Genomic DNA, 17,196 nt, shown 5'->3' on the forward strand with positions numbered 1-17,196 from the left:
CGGCGACCATAGCCTTGGCCGTGCGCCTGTGGAGGCATCGGCCCTGCAGTCGGCGATTCAAAATTTGGCGAAGGCGTGGGATGGGTCGCCGTGTGACCCTTCGTCGGGGATCTTCGTAGAGCGACTACACCGTCATAGGGTGACTTGCCGGCGGGTGGCCATTCTGCTGACCGTGACGTTGATCGCGAAGATTCCGACCACGACTTCGAGTAGCAAGTTTCGCGGGCTCGAGTTCCAACCGTAGAGCGTCCAGTTGGTCGGCTGATAGGCCAGCATAGGCAGCATGAGTGCCAGAAGGACCGCGCTGGCCGCGATCGATACCCGCACATCGAACGCCGCGCCCACGAGGGCCGCCACCAGCCCGGCGGCCATGATGACCGGTAGGGTCAGACCGTCTGCCCAGCCGTTGAGCGGATTGGGTGTTACGACCGTTACAGCCATCGTGGCGCCGAGAAGCCAGGTCCACGGTCTCATGACCCGTGGTTGGCGCGCTCGAAGTAGGGGCAGCATTGTTAACACGGCTAGCAAACAGACCCAGGTAGAAATTTGCATGATCAGGTAGAGACCTGTCCGGAGCCCCAACGCGGCGTCGTACCTTGCCCATGGCTCTACCGCGTACCTCAGGTCATTCGCTGCGGAGTACCAGATTTCCCAGCCGAAGGCGCCAATGGTTATGGGAAGTGCGAGGCGGTAGCGGGCCCAAACTGCGGCGGCCAGCGCGAGAAACAGCAGTGCGGGCGTGACCGAGCTTCGCTCATACAGAAAGCTGGCGGAATTACCCGGCAACAGCAGCCATAAGCGCCACGTGAGGGGCAGGGCCGTAACGGCAACGCCGCACATGAGCAGGGACAGTGCGGTCGATCGCAGGGCGGAGTATCGCAAGGTGTCCCGGGACCGGAGCTGGTCTACGCCGGTGCGGGCCCGCACTCCTCCCACCACGAGTGCGAGGGACTCCCGAAGCATCGGGTGCCTCCGGTCCGTCTCGCCTGTGACCAGCAGCGTTTCCAGCATCTCGTCGGCGCGGTACTGCCGGTAGGCCCGAGGGTACGCGCGCAGCAGCCACCGGTAGCGGCGCTCCAGGCCGGTCATGCTGGCGCCGTCCGAGCCGTCGCGGCCGTCGACCGTACGGAGCGGTCTCGAACGACCCGAGCTGCAGCGACCATCCGCGCCGCCTCCTCGCGCAGTGCGGACAACCCACGCTCTGTCAGCTCATACGTGCGACGGGCGCGACCGTTGACCACCGTCTCCTCGGCCACCCGCACCATCTCCTCACCGGTGAGCCGGTCCAGCGCGGCGTACAGCGTGCCGGTCGTCAACCGCACTCGCCCGCCGGACAAATCCTGCGCGCGCTTGACGATGGCGTAGCCGTGCAAGGGCTCGTCCTGCAACGCGGCGAGGATGAAATATGTGGGTTCGCGCATCGGCGCAAAGGGCCTAGTCACGTCATCAACATAAGCAGATGGTCGACCTATACGTCAAGCTCGGATCCTTCGCGGGCGCGGCGAGCGAGGCCGGACTCCGCAGGGTGAGGCGAGTCGTGGCTCGACCGAGTAATCGACAGTGTCGTGGCAAGCTGCTCGCTCATCACTGGCTACCAGCCGCGATTCGCGTACGCGCGGACCTGTCGCTGACAAGGCGTGTCGATTGTGAGCGTGCCCCATGCTCCACGATCGACCGATGCGGCTACGGAGCCAACGCCGGTGCCACCCTAGGCACTCAGCCGGTAGCTCGCGATCGCTCGGCGGGTGCGAGCTCGGTTTAGGGGGAGCAGGTTGGGAGCAGCGGGGTGCCCTGAACGGCCTTGAACTGCGTCCAACGGCATCGAACGGCTCCGGCCTTTCTGCTGTCGTACAGATAGTGGTTGACCAGCTTCGTCGTGCAGGCTGACGGCCTGGCTGCACGTCAACGCCACGTGTTGGGCGGCGCTTACTCCTGCGGCGGGGGTGTGAGCCAGGCCAGGGGTTGTCCGCTGAGGGCGGCGTCGGCAAGGCGGTGGGCGCTGGCTGTCTTCAGAGCGGCTCGTGAGCTGTCGATCCAGCGCTGGATGTTGTCGATGCCTTGGTGGCGGTACTCGACGGCTTGGACGAGGCATTCCAGCTTGTCGGCGTCGCGGGCGACGACAGCTTCCAGTGTCTCGCCGGCTTCGTATTCGGCGACGGCAGCGGTGATGACGTCGGCGACGGCGGGGGGACAGGTGGCGACCTGGTCGGCGGTGACGGTCGTGTTGGGTACGGCGGTGAGGTAGCGCTTGGCGATGTGGGGGATGTCGGTGATTCGGGTTTCCTGGGTGTCGTGCAGGGTGCAGAGCATCGACACTCGGGCTGGGTCGGCGCCCTCCATGGCGGCGAGCATCATCCCGATGAGCGCTGTTCGGAAGGAGTGGTCGGCGATGGATTCGGGTTGCTTGACGCCGGCGAACCACCAGCCGGTCCGGGCGGCGCGTTTGAGGACGCCGGCTTCGAAGATGAAGTTCATCGCTCCGGCCGCTTCGTGGTCGTCGGTCATCTGCCCGTCCCTGTGCCGGTGAGTCCGTCCGCCCGCAGGCTGTAGACGATAGTGGTTAGTTCTCGCCGCGACTGCGCGGAGATCCGGTCACTGTCCAGGAGTGGGGCACTGCGGTCGAGGAGCGCCCGAGTCGTGGTGGGGTTGTCGAGAGCGAGACCGCGTCGTGCGGCCAGCAGAGCCCAGACGTTGTGGATGTTGAGGTCGACGAAGGGATGCGCTGGGTCGAGGCGCTGGACCAGGTGCCGAAGAAGGATGGAGCCATGCCAGTCCGTGAGCGCCTCGGGCATGAAGGAGTCGTCTCCGTGGCGGTACGGGATCTCGCCCACCCAGTAGGCCGAGTAGTTGAGGGCTGCCCGCTCGCAGGCTTCGTCGGGATGTGCGCGGGCGATGAAGTCTCGTAACGGTTCCGGGTCGCCTTGGTTGGCGAGGGACGTGACGACGGAGCGGACGTCGGGCCACAACGGTGACCAGGTGCGAAAGGTGGTCGTGCGGAGTGCTCGGGCGGTGGCCTGGGTGAGCCAACCTGCTGCTGCCTTGGTGGGGTCCATGCCGGCGAGGAAGCAGGCTTGCCGGTGCAGCACCACGTTCGAATGCCGTCCGGTTGCGGCGCGATCGGCGAGGACGTGAAGGTGAGCGAAGAACGCACGTTGCTCGTCGACGGGTAGGGTCGGCCCGGACGCGACTGGACCCCGCCGGGGACGGGCGATGGGCAGCCCTCTGGCGAAGGTCGGTGTCTGCCCGAGGACGACCCAGAGGATCAGGTCGCTCAGGCGGTGGGTGAGTACGGACCAGCCCAGCGGATGTTCGGCGATGTCGCAGCGGGCCACGTGTTCGTTGAGGACGGCGGCGAGGATGAGATCCGCCTCGGCGGCGTCGTCGAGTGCTGCGAGCAGGAGTGTGTTCGCGCCGAGCCGTCCGAGCCGGCGTCGGACGGCGATCGCCTGCCCGAGCGGTACCGCGGTGAACGGCCGACGCCCGGATTCCCAGCTCTGCACGGACGCGCGATCGACGTCCAAGTCGACGGCGAGCTGCTCCTGGTGAGCGGGATGGACTCCCGGATCAGCTTGAAGAGGTAGCCGGTCGCCTCGCCGCGACGCGGTGCTGACCGTCCGGGACATCTCATGCGTCATCCCTACGTTGACCCGTGGTCGACGTTCCGCCGTGGACCCATGCTGCGGCAGCCCATCTGGCCTGCTCACTCGTACTGCGGGTGAGTCCAACCGCCGTCGTCGTAATCGTAGCGTCGTAGTTACCGAACGTTCCAGATCCGGTCCCGTCGTTTCGGGGTCGGCCATGGAGTGCTGCCCGGCGGAGGGAGCCAGTGATGCGGGACAGGACACCACCATGGCGACGAGTGACCTACTGGCCCGCCGAGGAGGAGCAGTGAACAACGAGGTGGAGCGGCAAATCCTGGTCGTGCATCTGGCGGGCAACGACGGCCTGTGCGGCGGTTGCCGGGCATGGTGGTCGCGGCTCACGCCGTACCCGTGCCGGCAGGTGAACTGGGCGACGAGCAGGCAGGCGCGGTCCCTGACGGCGGCGCTCCTCTGAGGCCGCGCATGACCACGCACGGCCCGGTGTTGCCGATCTGGAGCTGCGGCGGCTGCGAAGCGCCCTGGCCCTGCCGCACTCGGCAGCGCGAGCTACGCGCCGAGTTCGACGACGCTCCGATCTCCCTGGCTCTCTACCTAGGTGCGCAACTGGTGCGGGCCTCCGAGGACCTGACCTGGGTGTCGGCGGGTGCCCTGCACCGACGCTTCCTCGGCTGGCTTCGGTGAGCATCCTGCGGCCCGGCGACGAGAAGTTCCACTACAGCGACGGCTCGCACCGGTGGATCCCACCGGACCCGGACTACGACCAGGAGGTCTGGAACGAGCAGGTTCGCCAGCACAAGCACGGCCACCTCAGGAACGAGCGCCCGAAGGTCCGCATCCAACGCCTCGTCTGACGCCAGCGGTATAGCAGGAAGTGCAGCAACCGTGCCTGCCGAACCGGCCCGAGAAGCGCGCCAGCAGGCCGTCCGGCCTCGCATCGAGCCCGATCCGACCGGCTCGCCGAGAGTTCACACCGGAGAGGTCGCTGGTTCGACACCAGCATCGCCCACTCTCAGTTCCAGCAGGTCAGAAGCCTGTTGCCGGAGTGGTCGGCGACCGCAGAGGCGGTAGGGCGGGGTCCGCACATGGCGAGATGCGGACGCCAGTATCAGCGAGCTTCGTCGTGTGCGTCGTGACGGGCGCGAGCGGTGCGGATGTCGTGCTCGTGGGTCTCCGCCCAGCGGCCGACCGCGATGATGAGCGGCAACAACGATCGACCCAGGTCGCTGAGAGCGTAGTCAACGCGCGCAGCAGGGCCGGAATGCGGGGTCCGGTCTACCAGCCCGTCGCGCACCAGCGACCGTAACGTGCGGGTGAGGATCCGGCGGCTCAATCCGTCCACGGCCCGATCGAGCTCGTTGAACCCGTACGGCCGTTGCGCGAGCACCGCCATCAGCAACACGCTCCACTTGTCTCCGGTGCGCCGCAGCACGTCTGCTGCCGCGCAGGAGGATCGGTCCTGCGCGGAGACCGGCACCGGGATGAGTGGAGACATCGATGTTCCCTCTTTCGCCGTCCTCAACCGTCAGCCGAAGATCGAGCGTACCGGCAGGTGGAAAGGAGCATCCGGTGCGCACATTGGTCATCACCGGCGGAACCCAGGGCATCGGCAAGGCACTGGCTCTGCACTATCTGGGCCGAGGCGAGCGAGTCATCGCCGTCGGAGCGAACCAGATCAGGGGTGAAACGTTACTCGCCGAAGCCGATCGGCTCAGCGCCGGCGACCGGTGCTCATTTCTGCCCGCCGATCTCAGCTCGCCGACAATGACCATCCGGCTCGCCGAGAGGCTACGCACGCGGTACCCGAGCATCGACGCCCTCGTGCTCGGCGCCTTCCGTTACCAGACCAGGCGTCAGGAAACCACTGAGGGAATTGAGCGCACCTTCGCGCTGTACGTGCTCAGCCGATTCCTGCTTGCCGAGGAACTGCGCACCGCACTGGAACAAGCGCCACAACCGGTCATCGTGAACCTGTGCGGCACCGGCGGTAAGGCCGGCCGGCTGCACTGGGACGACCTCCAATTCCGCAGACGTTACCGGCCCTTCGCTGCCACCATGCAGGGCGCCCGCGCCAACGACCTGCTCGGCGTCGCCTTCACCGACGAGCATCCCGACAGCCCCATCCGGTACGTGCTGCACAACCCCTTGTTCGTGAACACCGGGCTTGCCGAACCATTCAGGCAACCGGCCCGCACCGCGGTAGGCATCATGGCAAAGCTGTTCGCCACACCGGTCGACAAGGCGATCCGGCCGATCGCCGACCGGATCGACACACCACCGGACTCCGCACTGTCGGCCTTCCGGGTACGCCGCGCGATCCACGTCGCCGGCCCGGCCTTCGACCTGAACGCCGCCCGCCGACTGACCAGCACACTCCGTAACCTGATCATCAAAAGCGTCGAGGCGTAGAAAGGACCGAACGACGGGCCCTTGCTCCCACGACGCTCACCGCCCACACCGAAACGTCCCTGGCGGACTGCGACATCCGCACACGCCGCTGATAGGGCGCGGCATTCCTGAGCACGTCCGGTTGACGACCGGGCCGTGGGAGCGGGGCGCGAGCGACCGAGCCGGAGGGGCGCCGACCGGGCGTCGGCGTCAGCCAGTGGCGCTCCGGCAGGCGGGCCACGATCTCTGACGAACGACCTGCGGGACGGCCCGTCTCAGCCGGGCCGCAGCAGCCGCGTGAGCCCTGGCTCGGGGAGCCGGTCAGGTGCCCCGGCTCTACAACTGGGAGCAGATTGGGTGCAGGTCGGCGAAGTGGTCACCGCGCCCGGAGTGCTCACCGACGCTGTGCCCGGCTGACCGGGCGACAGCGTCCGCCGGCTGGCACTGCCCGCCGTGACCGCCGCCACCCGCGCTGACTACCTCTTCAGGGACACTTGGGCCGTGGAACGTCACGAGTTCGGTGCCGCCGTGCGCCAGTTGCGGGAGGGCACTGCCCCGGAGAAGGTCGGCCTGCCGGTCGGCCGTCGACGGACGCGAGGGTTGCGGCGGGAGGAGCTCGGCGAGCTGGCCGGGATGTCCGCGGACTACGTACGCCGGTTGGAGCAGGGGCGCAGCCATCCGTCCGCCGGGGTGGTGAACGCGATCGCCCGCGCCTTACGAACCGGGCGGGCCGAGTACGAGCGGCTCTGCGCGCTGGCCGGGTACGCCGCTGCGGACGGGCAGGTGCCGACCGAGGTCGGTCCGGGTGCGATGCGGCTGCTCGAGCGGTTCACCGACACTCCGATGTTCGTCTCCGACGCGGCGATGAACCTGGTCGCCGTGAACGGAGCCTTCCTGGCCCTCGGGCACTGGGAACTCACCGGGGACCCGTGGGAGTGGAACATCGCCTGGCGGTCGTTCTGCGATCCCTTCGACGGCTTCAAGCAGTCCGCGGCCGACGCGACCGATCATGAGGCGGTCCTGGTCGCCCGGCTGAGGAGCGCGCAGTTGCGCTACCCCGCCGACGCGTCGCTCGCCGCGCTGGTGGACGAGCTGCGGAGTCGGAGCCGCCGGTTCGACGACCTGTGGCGGGTGCCACGACCGGTGGCGGCCCACGAGAGCAGTGCCGCGTTCATCCATCCGGACGCCGGCGCGGTCACGCTGGTCGGCAGCATGCTCGCCATCCCGGGCGACGATCTGGCAGCGCTGATGCTCACCGCGGCGCCCGGCTCGGCCGATGCGGCGCGTCTCGCCGAGATCGTCGACGCTGCCGGCGAACCGACCATCCTCAGGGTGGGCCAAGCCGGCCCAGGTTAACCACGCCGGCTCCTGCCAGATTGGGTGACGTCCCCAGCGACGCCCAACGGAAGCAGGTTCAGCAATGAAGGCAGTGCGTTTTCACGAGTTCGGCGGTCCCGAGGTCCTGCGCTTCGAGGATGTCGACCGGCCCACCCCTGGTGCCGGTCAGGTCCGGATCCGGGTCGCCGCGACCTCGTTCAACGGTGTCGACGGCAACATCCGGGCCGGTTTCATGCAGGGACCGATCCCGGTCGAGCTGCCGCACACTCCCGGCCTCGACGTCGCCGGCACGGTCGACGCGCTGGGTGATGGCGTGGACGACGTCGCGGTCGGCGACCGGGTCGTGGGCTTCCTGCCGATGACGGGGGTCGGAGCGTCCGCGGAGTATGTGATCGCGCCGGCGGAGATCCTGACCGGGGCACCCGGGAACATCCCGTTGGCCGACGCGGCGGCGCTCCCGCTGGTGGGCCTGACCGCGTGGCAGGCGCTGTTCGACCACGGCAAGCTGACCGCCGGTCAGCGTGTGCTGATCAACGGCGCCGGCGGAGCGGTCGGCGGGTACGCCGTGCAGCTGGCCAAGGAGGTCGGCGCCCGAGTGATCGCCACGGCCAGCCCCCGCAGCGCCGACCGGGTCAGGACCGCTGGCGCGGACGAGGTGATCGACCACACCACCACCGACGTGACCGCAGCGGTGACCGAGCCGGTCGACCTGGTCCTCAACCTCGCGCCGGTCACCCCGGAGCAGTTGGCTGCGCTGGTCACCCTGATCCGGGACGGGGGCACCCTGGTCAACACCACCGTCTGGATGCCCGCCCCGTCCGACGAGGGGCGCGGCGTACGCGGCATCGACCTGTTCGTGCGCAGCGACGCCGACCAGCTCGCCGACCTGGTCGCCCGCGTCGGCACCGGTGAGCTGCGCGTCGAGGTCGGCCAGCGGGTGCCGCTGGCCGATCTGCCGGCCCTGCACGCGCGGGCCGCCGAGGGTGAGTTGCCGGGCAAGACCGTCGTCCTCGCGCCCACGGCCTGAACCACTTCCGGAACGAGGACCTCACGTACGCGACGAAACTTCGAAGGAGAAACCAGGATGATCCCCGACGACGACCCGTCCCGCTCGCTGACCGTGGCCGACCCCGACGACCCCGGTACGACGTACATCTCGTTGGTGGGCAATACCTACGGCATGTTGATCACCGGCGAGCAGACCAACGGTAGGTACTGCCTGATCGACATGCGTGTCCCCGACGGCGGCGGGCCGCCGCCGCACCGGCACGACTTCGAGGAGATGTTCACGATCCTGGAGGGCGAGATCGAGTTCACCTTCCGGGGTGAGCAGCACACCGTACGGGCTGGCTCCACGATCAACATCCCGGCCAACGCGCCGCACCACTTCCGCAACGTCTCGGGAGCACCGGCCCGGATGCTCTGCATGTGCACCCCGGCCGGGCAGGACGAGTACTTCATGAGGATCGGTGACGTCGTCGCGGGCGGGGACGCGCCGCCGCCGCAGCTGACACCGGACGAACTGGTGGAACGCCGCCGCCGCGCGGCGGAACTGGCCTCGACGTACCGCAGCGAATTCCTCTGAGTTCCGGGCCGGCACCTGGAAGTGCGCGGGGGTCAATGGCTGACTCCCTGCCCTCGGCAGCAGCTTCCGGCTCGGAGGGCCCGGTCCATTCGCCGGGCCCTCCGGCACGCCTGCTCATCCGACCGGCGGGCTGGACACCGCTGCGAGATCGCCGTCGTCTCCAGCGGTCAGGTGGCGGTCAGGTGGTGAGCGCGGAGCAGGCGGTGGCGATTGCGGGCGGCAGGCCGGTGTCACCGCAGTCGAGTCCCGCATGGGCGCGGCCCACGAACCGCCAGGCCCCGGTCACCTGCCGGAGGAAGAGTTGGGGTTCGGCGAGGACGCGGTTGCCGGCCGGCGTGACGACCACCCGCGCGTAGCCGTTCCGGCAGCCCAGTACGGCAACCCTGGCCAAGCTCAGCCCGGGCTCCTCGTCGTCCAGGGAGTCCCCTGCCGCGGCGGTGAGGGTCGAGACCGCGCATGAGGCGTCGGCAGTCACCACTGCGGCGGGTCCGGTGGTCACCGGGCGGACCGGCGGATTTGGTACGGGATCCGCACCTTGCCTGGTCTCAGCTGGTGCCGGCTGGCCGGCCGACAGCGACCCGGACGGGATCGGGGCAGACGTGGCGTTCGGCGTGGGGGCCGTCGGCGTCGTCGGTGGCGCACCTGTCTTCTCCGACGCGGTCGTGGGCGGCGAGATGGTGGTCCGGTCCGCATCGCTGCCGCAGCCGGTGCTGACCGCCAGCGTCGTCACGGCGACGGCCATCGTCCAAGCGACTCTTCGCATTCCCATGTCCGCTCCTGGTGATCATCGCCGACAAGCTCGGTCGGGTCGGCCGTCGTTCGGCCCGAAGGTAGACGGCAGATCGAAGCGAAACCTGGAACAAACCTTGACGATCTTCCAGCCTCTCGACCATCCGGGACTGCCACTGTGCTCGGGTCGCCGCCGATCCAGACGAGCGCCTGCCGTAGGCGTTGGATCGACGCACGTCACCTGACGTGAGTCACGACTGCGGCGGCTACGACCGCGCCCAGTTCCAGGGTGCTCACGGGGAGGAGAACCACATGAGATCGTCCAACAGGCGGTCCGGGCCACGAGGAGTGGCCCGCCTGGTCGCCAGCGCCGTCGCGATGCTGGTGGCGGGGGCGGGCGCGCTGACCGTCGTCGCCGCACCGGTACAGGCGTCCAGCATCAACGGCCCGATCACCCGGGACGAGATCCTGGACCGGGCGCAGAACTGGGTCGACCGGGGCATCACGTACACCCAGGACCAGAGCGTCGCGGCGTCCGACGAGGAAGGTTCTCACAGGTACCGCAGAGACTGCTCCGGGCTGGTCTCCATGGTCTGGCACCTGAACAAGAAGTCGGATGGTTGGGACTACAACACCGACGACTTCCTTCGCGACGGCAACGCGATGTGGTTCACCCTGGGCAGCATCAACGAGTTCCAGCCTGGTGACGCCATGGTCCGGGACGGTCACATGGAACTCTTCGCGTTCTGGGTCAGCAACAGCGACCACACCAAGGGTGCGTACGTCTACTCGTTCAATCAGACGGGCGAGACGGTGCAGAACCCGTACCGGAAGAGCAACATGGACAACCTGGGCAAGAACACGTGGACGGACCTGCAGAGCTTCCGGCCGATTCGCCGCAGTGGTCTGACCGCGCCCACGCCCCCGCCGGCACCCCCGACCGGAGGCGTCTCCGGTGACTTCAACGGTGACAACAAGGACGACATCCTCGCCCGGAACGGCAGCACCGGCGAGATGTTCCTCTACCCCGGCACCGGATCGTTCACGACCGACCGGATCCTCGGGTCGCCCATCAGGGTGGGCACCGGCTGGGGACAGTACGACCGCCTCGCCAGCGGTGACTACAACAATGACGGTAGGTCAGACGTCATCGCGCGGAAGGCCGCCGACGGCACCCTCTGGGTGTACTCCGGCACCGGATCGTTCACCACCGACCGGGTGCTGAACTACCCACCCGTACGCGTGGGCATCGGTTGGAACCAGTTCGATGCGATCTTCAGCGGCGACTTCAACCAGGACGGCAAGTCGGACATCGTCGCCCGCCGGGCTGCGGACGACAGCATGGTGCTCTACCCCGGCACGGGGGCGCTCGTGACCGACGCCGTCCTGGGGTCCTCGATCCGCGTCGGCGTGGGCTGGGGCGGCTTCGACGTGTTCACCAGCGGCGACTTCAACCAGGACGGCAAGTCCGACATCGTCGGCCGGGCAACCGACGGGGTGCTCTGGCTGTACCCGGGCACCGGGTCGTTCACCACCGACCGCGTGGTCGAGCCGGCCATTCCGATCGGCATCGGTTGGAACAGCATGAACGCGCTGACCGCCGGTGACTTCAACCAGGATGGCAAGTCGGACGTCGTGAGTCGCAAGTCCAGCGACGCCACCCTCTGGATGTATCCCGGCACGGGCTCGTTCACCACCAACCGGGTTCTCTCGCCCCCGGCCCGGGTGGGAGTGGGCTGGGGCGGTTTCGACCGGATCAGCTGACCTGACATCGCACAGCAGGCCGGGCCCGTCGTCGACGGGCCCGGCCTGTTCTACCTGAGCCCGCCGGCAAGCTGATCGGGGATCACGACTCGGGGCAGGGCCTGCGGCAGCGCGCCGACGCCCTCCTCCTGCGTCGCACATTCGTACGCGTACAGCCGGACCAGGTCGTTCATCCGGTAGGAGACGCCCTGGTAGCCCGGGCCGGTCACCGCCTCGACGAGCCGTGCGTCCGCCAGCTGCTCCAGCAGCTCCTCCGCCTCGTCCAACGGACGGCGCAGGAGGACGGCGGCGGGGCGGCAACCGATCCGGGGCAAGCCCTGGAGGCCGAGGAGGCGGAACAACCGTTGCGCCGCAGGGCCGAGCGTGCGGTAACCGGTCTCGACGTTGAGCCGCACCGCCAACCCTCCAACCGTCAACTCGTCGAGGCGCCTCTGCTCGTGTCGGAGGCGCTCGGCGAACCAGGCCAGCGGCCGGTGCGGGCGAGCGTTGAGCCGCGCGCCGACGATCCGCAGCGCGAGGGGTAGACCCGCGCATACCCGCACCAGGTCGGCGGCGGCCCTGGGCTCGGCGGCCAACCGGTCCGAGCCGACCAGCCGACGCAGCAGAGTCATCGACTGCTCGGGGCTGAGCACGCCCAGCTCGAGATGGACGGCACCAGGGATGGTGGTCAGCCGCGCCCGGCTGGAGGCGATCAGCGCGCTGCCGGGCGACCCGGGAATCAACGACCGCACCTCCTCGGCCCCGATCGCGGAGTCGAGCACCACCAGCACCCGCCGGCCGCTCAACGCGGACCGGTACTGACCGAGCTTCTCCGCCGTTGTCCGCAACCGGTCGACATCGCCGACTCCGAGCGCTCGAAGAGCCTGGTTGAGGACCGCATCGAGCCCCGCACCAGGTGTCCCGACGAGAATCTGGCCGTCGGGGTAGCTGTCCGCGAGCAGGTGGCCGAGCCGGATGGCCAGCACCGTCTTGCCGACTCCGCCAGGGCCGGAGATGACCAGCGGCGGTCGGCAGCCGTCCGGCTTCGGCGGTCCGGACAGCGCCGCCAGCGCGGCTGCCGTCTCGGCCTTCCGCCCGGTATGGTCCGGCAGGTCCGCAGGAAGCTGGCAGCCTGGCCGGAACGGTGTGGCAGTGCGACCCGGAACTGGCGTGCACTCCTCGTCGTGCAGCAGCTCACGGTGCAGATCACGCAGCTCCGCGCTCGGCTCCACCCCCAGCTCCTCGCTCAGGAGCATGCGGGTACGGGCGAATTGGTCCAGTGCCTCCGCCCGCCGGCCGGTGAGCCGCAGCGCGTGCATCAGGTGCAGCACGATCGGCTCACTGAGCGGTTCGCGTTCCAGTGCGCGACTGAGCCGGTCAGCGACCTGGGCGGTCCGGCCCTGCCGTAGCTCACCATCGGCCCACTCGACCAGGACGCTCACCAGCTGGCGGTGCAGACCCTGCCGGAACCGGGCGGCCCAGTCACCCGGCATCCCGGCGAGTGGCTCGCCGCGCCACAGCTCTATGGCCATCCCGAGCAACCGCGCCCGTTCGGGATCAGCCGTCTCCATGGCTCGCGCACGCCCTACCTGATCAAGAAACCGGTGGAAGTCGACGTGTTGTGCCGGTAGTTCCAGCAGGTAGCCGCCGCTGCGCCGGCCGACGGTGATCGGCACGCTCGCCGCCGCGCCCGCGACGGCGAGCAGCCGCCGCAGGCGAGTGAGGTAACTGTAGAGAACCCCGCGGGCGTCCCCTGGCGGACCGTCCTCCCACACCCGGTCGACGAGCATCTCGACCGGCACACACTGGTTGGCGTTGACGGCCAGCGCGGCGAGCACTCTCCGTTGTTTCGGTGGTCCCAGGTCGATCTGTCGACCCGCCACCCTGATCTGAAATTCGTCCAATAGTCGAAGTTCCACGGCATCGCCCCCGCGCCCGCAGTTTCTCCCGTGACCAGCACTCGGCCGACGTGGTCGGGAGACCCAGGATGCGGTCGAGCGGGGGCGATCACATCGAGGAGGATCGTCCCGGCGGACAGTGTAGACACCTGCACACTCGGTCTACTGTCACGTCGCTCTCGCCTGCGGCGCGGATGCCGCCCGGGCGGGCGCGGGGCGGGTCAGGTGGACAGACGTCCGGGCGAGCGCCCTACGGCTTCAGCACGATCTTGCCCCGCGCGTGGCGGGACTCACTCAACTCATGGGCGGCCTTCGCCTCTTCCAGAGAGAACACGGCAGCGACCGGCACTGTGAAACGACTCCGCTGGGCGAGTTCGCCGGCGGCAGCGATTCCTTCGAGAGCCGGTGTGTCCGCGCCGGGGCCAGAGCCGCGGGACAGGTGCACGCCGTAGGCCGTTGCGTTTATGTCGGCGATGCTCACCACCCTGTCCGGGCTCGCGACCAGGCCGACCAGGTCGGGCAGAGAACCAGAGCCGGCACAGTCGAGTGCGACATCCACCCCGCTGGGCAGCAGAGTGTGGACCCGCTCGGCCAGTCGGGGGCCGTAGGTGGTCGGGATCGCCCCGATCGAGGCGAGGAACTCATGGTTGCGCTCGCTGGCCGTGCCGATGACTGCCGCGCCGCGAGCGACCGCGAGCTGGATCGCGGTCGTCCCGACTCCACCGGCCGCGCCCTCGATCAACAGCGTAGTGCCGTCCTTGACGCCCAGCCGGTCGAGTACTCGGGTGGCCGTTTCGATGTTGCCCGCCGCGCCGCCGGCCTGCTCCCAGGTCAGGGCGGCCGGCTTCGGTGCCCAGGCGGCCAAGACGGCGTATTCGGCGTTCGCTCCGCCCATCTGGGCGTAGTCCGTTATCCCGAAGACCTCATCGCCCACCCGAGCGGTGGTCACCCCGTCACCGACCTCATCCACCACGCCGGCGGCATCGACACCGGGCACGTGCGGCAGGCGGAGCGGAATCCACTCCTTGAATTGGCCGGCGCGGACGTATGTGTCGGCCGGATTGACACCCGAGGCCCGAACCACCACCCGTATCCGGCCGGGTCCGGCATGCGGTTCCGGTGCTTCCGAAACCTCAAGAACACTCGCGGGACCGTACTTGGAGAATTGCAAAGCCCTCATGCAGACGGACGCTAACGCACGCCGCCGTCCGCCTGGCTAAAGTGAGAGCCGTGACCGATCGTTTGCCTCACACTCTCCGCTCCGACGCCCTGAACAACCGTGAGCGCATCCTCGAGGCCGCCCGTGCGGTCTTCGCCGTGGACGGTCTGGATGTGCCCATGCGGGAGGTCGCCCGGCGCGCCGGGGTTGCGCCTGCCACCCTGTACCGCCGATTTCCGACCAAGGAGATACTGGTCACCGAGGCATTCGCGGAGCAGATGAACGCGTGTCACGCCGTCGTCGACGAGGGCCTTGCCGATCTGGATCCATGGCACGGTTTCTGTCTCGTGATCGAGAAAATGTGTGAATTGCACGCACGTGATCGAGGTTTCACCGCAGCTCTCGTCTCGGCCTTTCCCAATGCGGTTGATTTCGAGGCACGCCGTGAATACGCGCTCAAAGCGATCGACGAACTGGCCCGCCGCGCCAAGGAAACGGGCCGCCTGCGCCCCGACTTCGTCCTGGACGACGTCCTCCTCGTGCTCATGGCCAACAGCGGTATCCACGCGACCTCACCGACTACCCAGGTCACCGCCTCCCGGCGCTTCGCCGCACTCGCCATCTCGGCATTCCAAGCCTCCCCGGATGTCACGCCGCTCCCACCCGTGGTGCGGTTGGCGCCCCCGGCATCGGTATCCGGGCGCCGCCAGGTGGGCTAGGCCCTCATCTCGCTCTCGGAGACCACCTGCCGGAGATCGCACCGCTCACGTACCTGGCGGTGATTTCACCGGGCCGTCAGAGTGGGTCGATGCGGCGCTTGAGCAGGCAGAACTCGTTGCCTTCCGGATCGGCGAGAACGTGCCAGGACGCGTCCGCAGGCTGGCCGATGTCGACGAGTTCGGCCCCGGCGGCGAGGAGGCGCTCAAGCTCGGCGTCCTGATCGCGGTCGGTGGGGTTGACGTCGATGTGCAGCCGGGCATGCCCGTTCTTCGGCTCGTCGTCGCGGATGAGGAAGAGCGTCGGCTGCGGGCCGCCGAACCCTTCGCGCGGACCGATCTCGATGTAGACGCCCTCTTCGCGATCAAGCTCTACGAAGCCCAGGACCTCGCGCCAGAATCGCGCCAGCACCTCGGGGTCGTGGCACTTGAGCACGAGCTCACCGATGCGGCATGCCATTGACGAAACCTGCTCTCAGTATGGGAACAGCCGGGGCGGCCCGCACGCGGATCTCAGGGGCTCCCGGCAGCGACAACAAGCCCGCGACCATATCGCGCGAGGGTAGCGGGCCTGGACGAGGGTGCCCGTCGGGCTGAGCCCTGGCGGGTCGTCAGCCGGCAGGAAGTCAGCGAGACGCGCCGAACCAGGTCGGCGTGCATGTCCATGTCGCGGCGCCGACCGCGGAACGCCCCTACCGGACGCTGCTCGCCGTCGTGATCGTGGCGTTGCATCGTCAGCCTTGCTCCACGATGGCTTGCCTGACGGTGCGTGGCTCGCGGTGCACGCGGGTGCGGGCCAGCATAAGCAGGCTGGCGATCACTCCGGTGCAACCGAGCACGGTCAGCCGCGGGTCTGACTCGGCCAGTCCGTAACCGCCCCAGCAGCCCAGCTCGCCGAGGGTGAGCAGCCAGGTTCCGCGGGAGATGCCGGTGGGTCGATGGGTTCGGTACGCGGTCCATACCGATGGCGTCACCTGAAGCACGAACGACAGGGTCAGCGCCGTACCGAGCCCGGCCGTGCCAGTCACCGCCCAGGCCACGGCGAGCAGGCCGGTCCAGCCTGTCACGATCGCGACTGGGCGGCGCCCAACGCCACCCGGGACCAGTTGCACGGCGAGGACACCGGCGAGCACGGTCGCGGAAATCGACGGTACCAGCGCGATCCACATGCCGTTGAGCGCGAAGTACGCGGTCCACGCGCCGTTGTTGACGCTGGTCATAGCTGCCCAGGACCACGAGACACCGGCCACGTTGCGGGTTCGCCATACGCCGAGCAGTTGGGGCAGGAACTGCGGTACGCCGAAGACCCCCGCAGCGATCGGTAAGGCATCGATGAGCTCCATGCCTTGCGAGATTATGCCGACTGGGTCGTCACCTTCTGTCAATCTCTCGCGGTCACCGGTGGTCCAGTGAAAGGATCGTTCGCATGGACGACATCGATCGACAGATCCTTGCCGAGCTGCAGGTCGCGGGCCGGTTGACAGTTACCGAACTGGCCGACCGCGTCCGGCTCAGCGCGGGACCGTGTCACCGCCGGCTGCGCGAGCTGGAGCGGATCAAGGTGATCACGGGGTATCGCGCGGTGGTGGACCCCGCCGCCGTTGGCCTCGGCTTCGAGGTCCTCGTCAACGTGACGATGGAGCGCGAGGATTCGACGACGATTCGTGAGTTCGAGACCGCACTGGTGGAGGTCCCGGAGGTACGGCACGCAGAGCGGCTGTTCGGGGATCCGGACTACCTGCTCCGCGTAGCCACGAAGGACCTCGCCGGATTTGCGGCGCTGCGTGACGAGAAGCTCGCGGCGCTGCCAGGGGTGCAGCGGCTCACGTCGACGATCGTGATGAAGCGGATCGTCGAGGACCGGCCTCTGCCGGTCGGCCGGGGCACGGGTACGACGCGCACCCGGTCCCGTGGCCGGCAGTGAAGCACTGACTGACGGGCCGCCGCTCGCGGCACAGGGCGCAGGGCGCCGGCTGAGTCAGCCGCCGCCATGCGAGTGTCCGGGCCCGGCGTAGTCGCGAGTGTGGAGGCGGGTGTGACT

General features: G+C 68.6%; 18 protein-coding genes and 2 pseudogenes. 10 read left to right on the forward strand and 10 right to left on the reverse strand.

What is annotated here, in order from left to right; all coding sequences use genetic code 11:
• Positions 1-132 precede the first annotated feature (132 nt).
• From O7616_RS13745 to O7616_RS13760, 4 genes and pseudogenes are all read right to left on the reverse strand, one after another.
• A complete protein-coding gene (locus O7616_RS13745) occupies positions 133-1,089 on the reverse strand; it encodes a hypothetical protein (RefSeq protein ID WP_282307131.1) in 957 nt (318 codons plus the stop codon).
• On the reverse strand, positions 1,086-1,442 hold the full coding sequence (locus tag O7616_RS13750) for a PadR family transcriptional regulator (RefSeq protein WP_282307132.1): 357 nt from the start codon (positions 1,440-1,442) through the stop codon (positions 1,086-1,088). The genes O7616_RS13745 and O7616_RS13750 overlap by 4 nt, the downstream gene beginning before the upstream one ends.
• A 484-nt stretch (positions 1,443-1,926) precedes the next feature.
• Entirely contained in the window at positions 1,927-2,505 is a 579-nt protein-coding gene (locus tag O7616_RS13755; protein ID WP_282307133.1) for an HD domain-containing protein, read from the reverse strand.
• A pseudogene (locus tag O7616_RS13760) lies at positions 2,502-3,628 on the reverse strand (helix-turn-helix transcriptional regulator). Before O7616_RS13760 ends, O7616_RS13755 begins: the two are co-directional and overlap by 4 nt.
• A gap of 260 nt (positions 3,629-3,888) precedes the next feature.
• Here O7616_RS13760 and O7616_RS13765 point away from each other — a divergent pair.
• From O7616_RS13765 to O7616_RS13775, 3 genes and pseudogenes are all read left to right on the forward strand, one after another.
• Positions 3,889-4,056: pseudogene (locus O7616_RS13765) on the forward strand (hypothetical protein); the annotation flags it as partial.
• Positions 4,057-4,064: 8 nt separating this feature from the next.
• Positions 4,065-4,283 (forward strand): hypothetical protein, encoded by a 219-nt coding sequence (locus tag O7616_RS13770; RefSeq protein WP_282307135.1) that lies wholly within the window; start codon positions 4,065-4,067, stop codon positions 4,281-4,283.
• Positions 4,280-4,453: a hypothetical protein gene (locus O7616_RS13775; RefSeq protein WP_282307136.1), complete on the forward strand. Its 174-nt coding sequence runs from the start codon at positions 4,280-4,282 to the stop codon at positions 4,451-4,453. Before O7616_RS13770 ends, O7616_RS13775 begins: the two co-directional genes overlap by 4 nt.
• 254 nt (positions 4,454-4,707) lie before the next feature.
• On the opposite strand, the gene O7616_RS13780 is transcribed toward O7616_RS13775, so the two are convergent.
• Positions 4,708-5,076 (reverse strand): helix-turn-helix domain-containing protein, encoded by a 369-nt coding sequence (locus O7616_RS13780; RefSeq protein ID WP_282307138.1) that lies wholly within the window; start codon positions 5,074-5,076, stop codon positions 4,708-4,710.
• A gap of 92 nt (positions 5,077-5,168) precedes the next feature.
• On the opposite strand from O7616_RS13780, the gene O7616_RS13785 reads away from it, so the two are divergent.
• The 4 genes from O7616_RS13785 to O7616_RS13800 all read left to right on the forward strand — a co-directional run bounded on the left by O7616_RS13785 (position 5,169) and on the right by O7616_RS13800 (position 8,910).
• Positions 5,169-6,008: an SDR family NAD(P)-dependent oxidoreductase gene (locus tag O7616_RS13785; protein ID WP_282307139.1), complete on the forward strand. Its 840-nt coding sequence runs from the start codon at positions 5,169-5,171 to the stop codon at positions 6,006-6,008.
• 480 nt (positions 6,009-6,488) lie between these two features.
• On the forward strand, positions 6,489-7,343 hold the full coding sequence (locus O7616_RS13790) for a helix-turn-helix transcriptional regulator (RefSeq protein ID WP_282307141.1): 855 nt from the start codon (positions 6,489-6,491) through the stop codon (positions 7,341-7,343).
• A 64-nt stretch (positions 7,344-7,407) separates the two neighbouring features.
• Positions 7,408-8,352, forward strand: a complete 945-nt coding sequence (locus O7616_RS13795) for an NADP-dependent oxidoreductase (RefSeq protein WP_282307142.1) — start codon at positions 7,408-7,410, stop codon at positions 8,350-8,352.
• Between the two features lie 57 nt (positions 8,353-8,409).
• Entirely contained in the window at positions 8,410-8,910 is a 501-nt protein-coding gene (locus O7616_RS13800) for a cupin domain-containing protein (protein WP_282307144.1), read from the forward strand.
• A 178-nt stretch (positions 8,911-9,088) separates the two neighbouring features.
• Here O7616_RS13800 and O7616_RS13805 read toward each other — a convergent pair whose 3' ends face one another.
• Positions 9,089-9,409 (reverse strand): hypothetical protein, encoded by a 321-nt coding sequence (locus O7616_RS13805; RefSeq protein ID WP_282307145.1) that lies wholly within the window; start codon positions 9,407-9,409, stop codon positions 9,089-9,091.
• A gap of 542 nt (positions 9,410-9,951) precedes the next feature.
• Between O7616_RS13805 and O7616_RS13810 the strand changes: the two genes are divergently transcribed.
• Positions 9,952-11,403 carry a VCBS repeat-containing protein gene (locus O7616_RS13810; RefSeq protein ID WP_282307146.1) on the forward strand — a complete coding sequence of 484 codons (1,452 nt, stop codon included), beginning with the start codon at positions 9,952-9,954 and terminating at the stop codon, positions 11,401-11,403.
• A gap of 50 nt (positions 11,404-11,453) precedes the next feature.
• Here the strand turns inward: O7616_RS13810 and O7616_RS13815 are convergent, their stop codons facing one another.
• A complete protein-coding gene (locus O7616_RS13815) occupies positions 11,454-13,265 on the reverse strand; it encodes a BTAD domain-containing putative transcriptional regulator (RefSeq protein ID WP_282307147.1) in 1,812 nt (603 codons plus the stop codon).
• 265 nt (positions 13,266-13,530) lie between these two features.
• The gene (locus tag O7616_RS13820) at positions 13,531-14,460 is read right to left on the reverse strand and encodes an NADP-dependent oxidoreductase (protein ID WP_282307148.1); all 930 of its coding nucleotides are present in this window, start codon (positions 14,458-14,460) and stop codon (positions 13,531-13,533) included.
• 50 nt (positions 14,461-14,510) lie between these two features.
• Here O7616_RS13820 and O7616_RS13825 point away from each other — a divergent pair, with 50 nt between their 5' ends.
• Complete coding sequence (locus tag O7616_RS13825) at positions 14,511-15,158, forward strand: TetR/AcrR family transcriptional regulator (protein ID WP_282307149.1); 648 nt, start codon at positions 14,511-14,513, stop codon at positions 15,156-15,158.
• A gap of 76 nt (positions 15,159-15,234) precedes the next feature.
• On the opposite strand, the gene O7616_RS13830 is transcribed toward O7616_RS13825, so the two are convergent.
• Both O7616_RS13830 and O7616_RS13835 read right to left on the reverse strand, forming a co-directional pair.
• A complete protein-coding gene (locus O7616_RS13830; protein WP_282307150.1) occupies positions 15,235-15,615 on the reverse strand; it encodes a VOC family protein in 381 nt (126 codons plus the stop codon).
• 274 nt (positions 15,616-15,889) lie between these two features.
• Positions 15,890-16,498, reverse strand: a complete 609-nt coding sequence (locus O7616_RS13835; protein ID WP_282307151.1) for a hypothetical protein — start codon at positions 16,496-16,498, stop codon at positions 15,890-15,892.
• 83 nt (positions 16,499-16,581) lie between these two features.
• Between O7616_RS13835 and O7616_RS13840 the strand changes: the two genes are divergently transcribed.
• Positions 16,582-17,079, forward strand: a complete 498-nt coding sequence (locus O7616_RS13840) for an Lrp/AsnC family transcriptional regulator (protein WP_282307152.1) — start codon at positions 16,582-16,584, stop codon at positions 17,077-17,079.
• Positions 17,080-17,196 lie beyond the last annotated feature (117 nt).

This window comes from Micromonospora sp. WMMD964, assembly GCF_029581455.1.
Taxonomy (GTDB): domain Bacteria; phylum Actinomycetota; class Actinomycetes; order Mycobacteriales; family Micromonosporaceae; genus Micromonospora.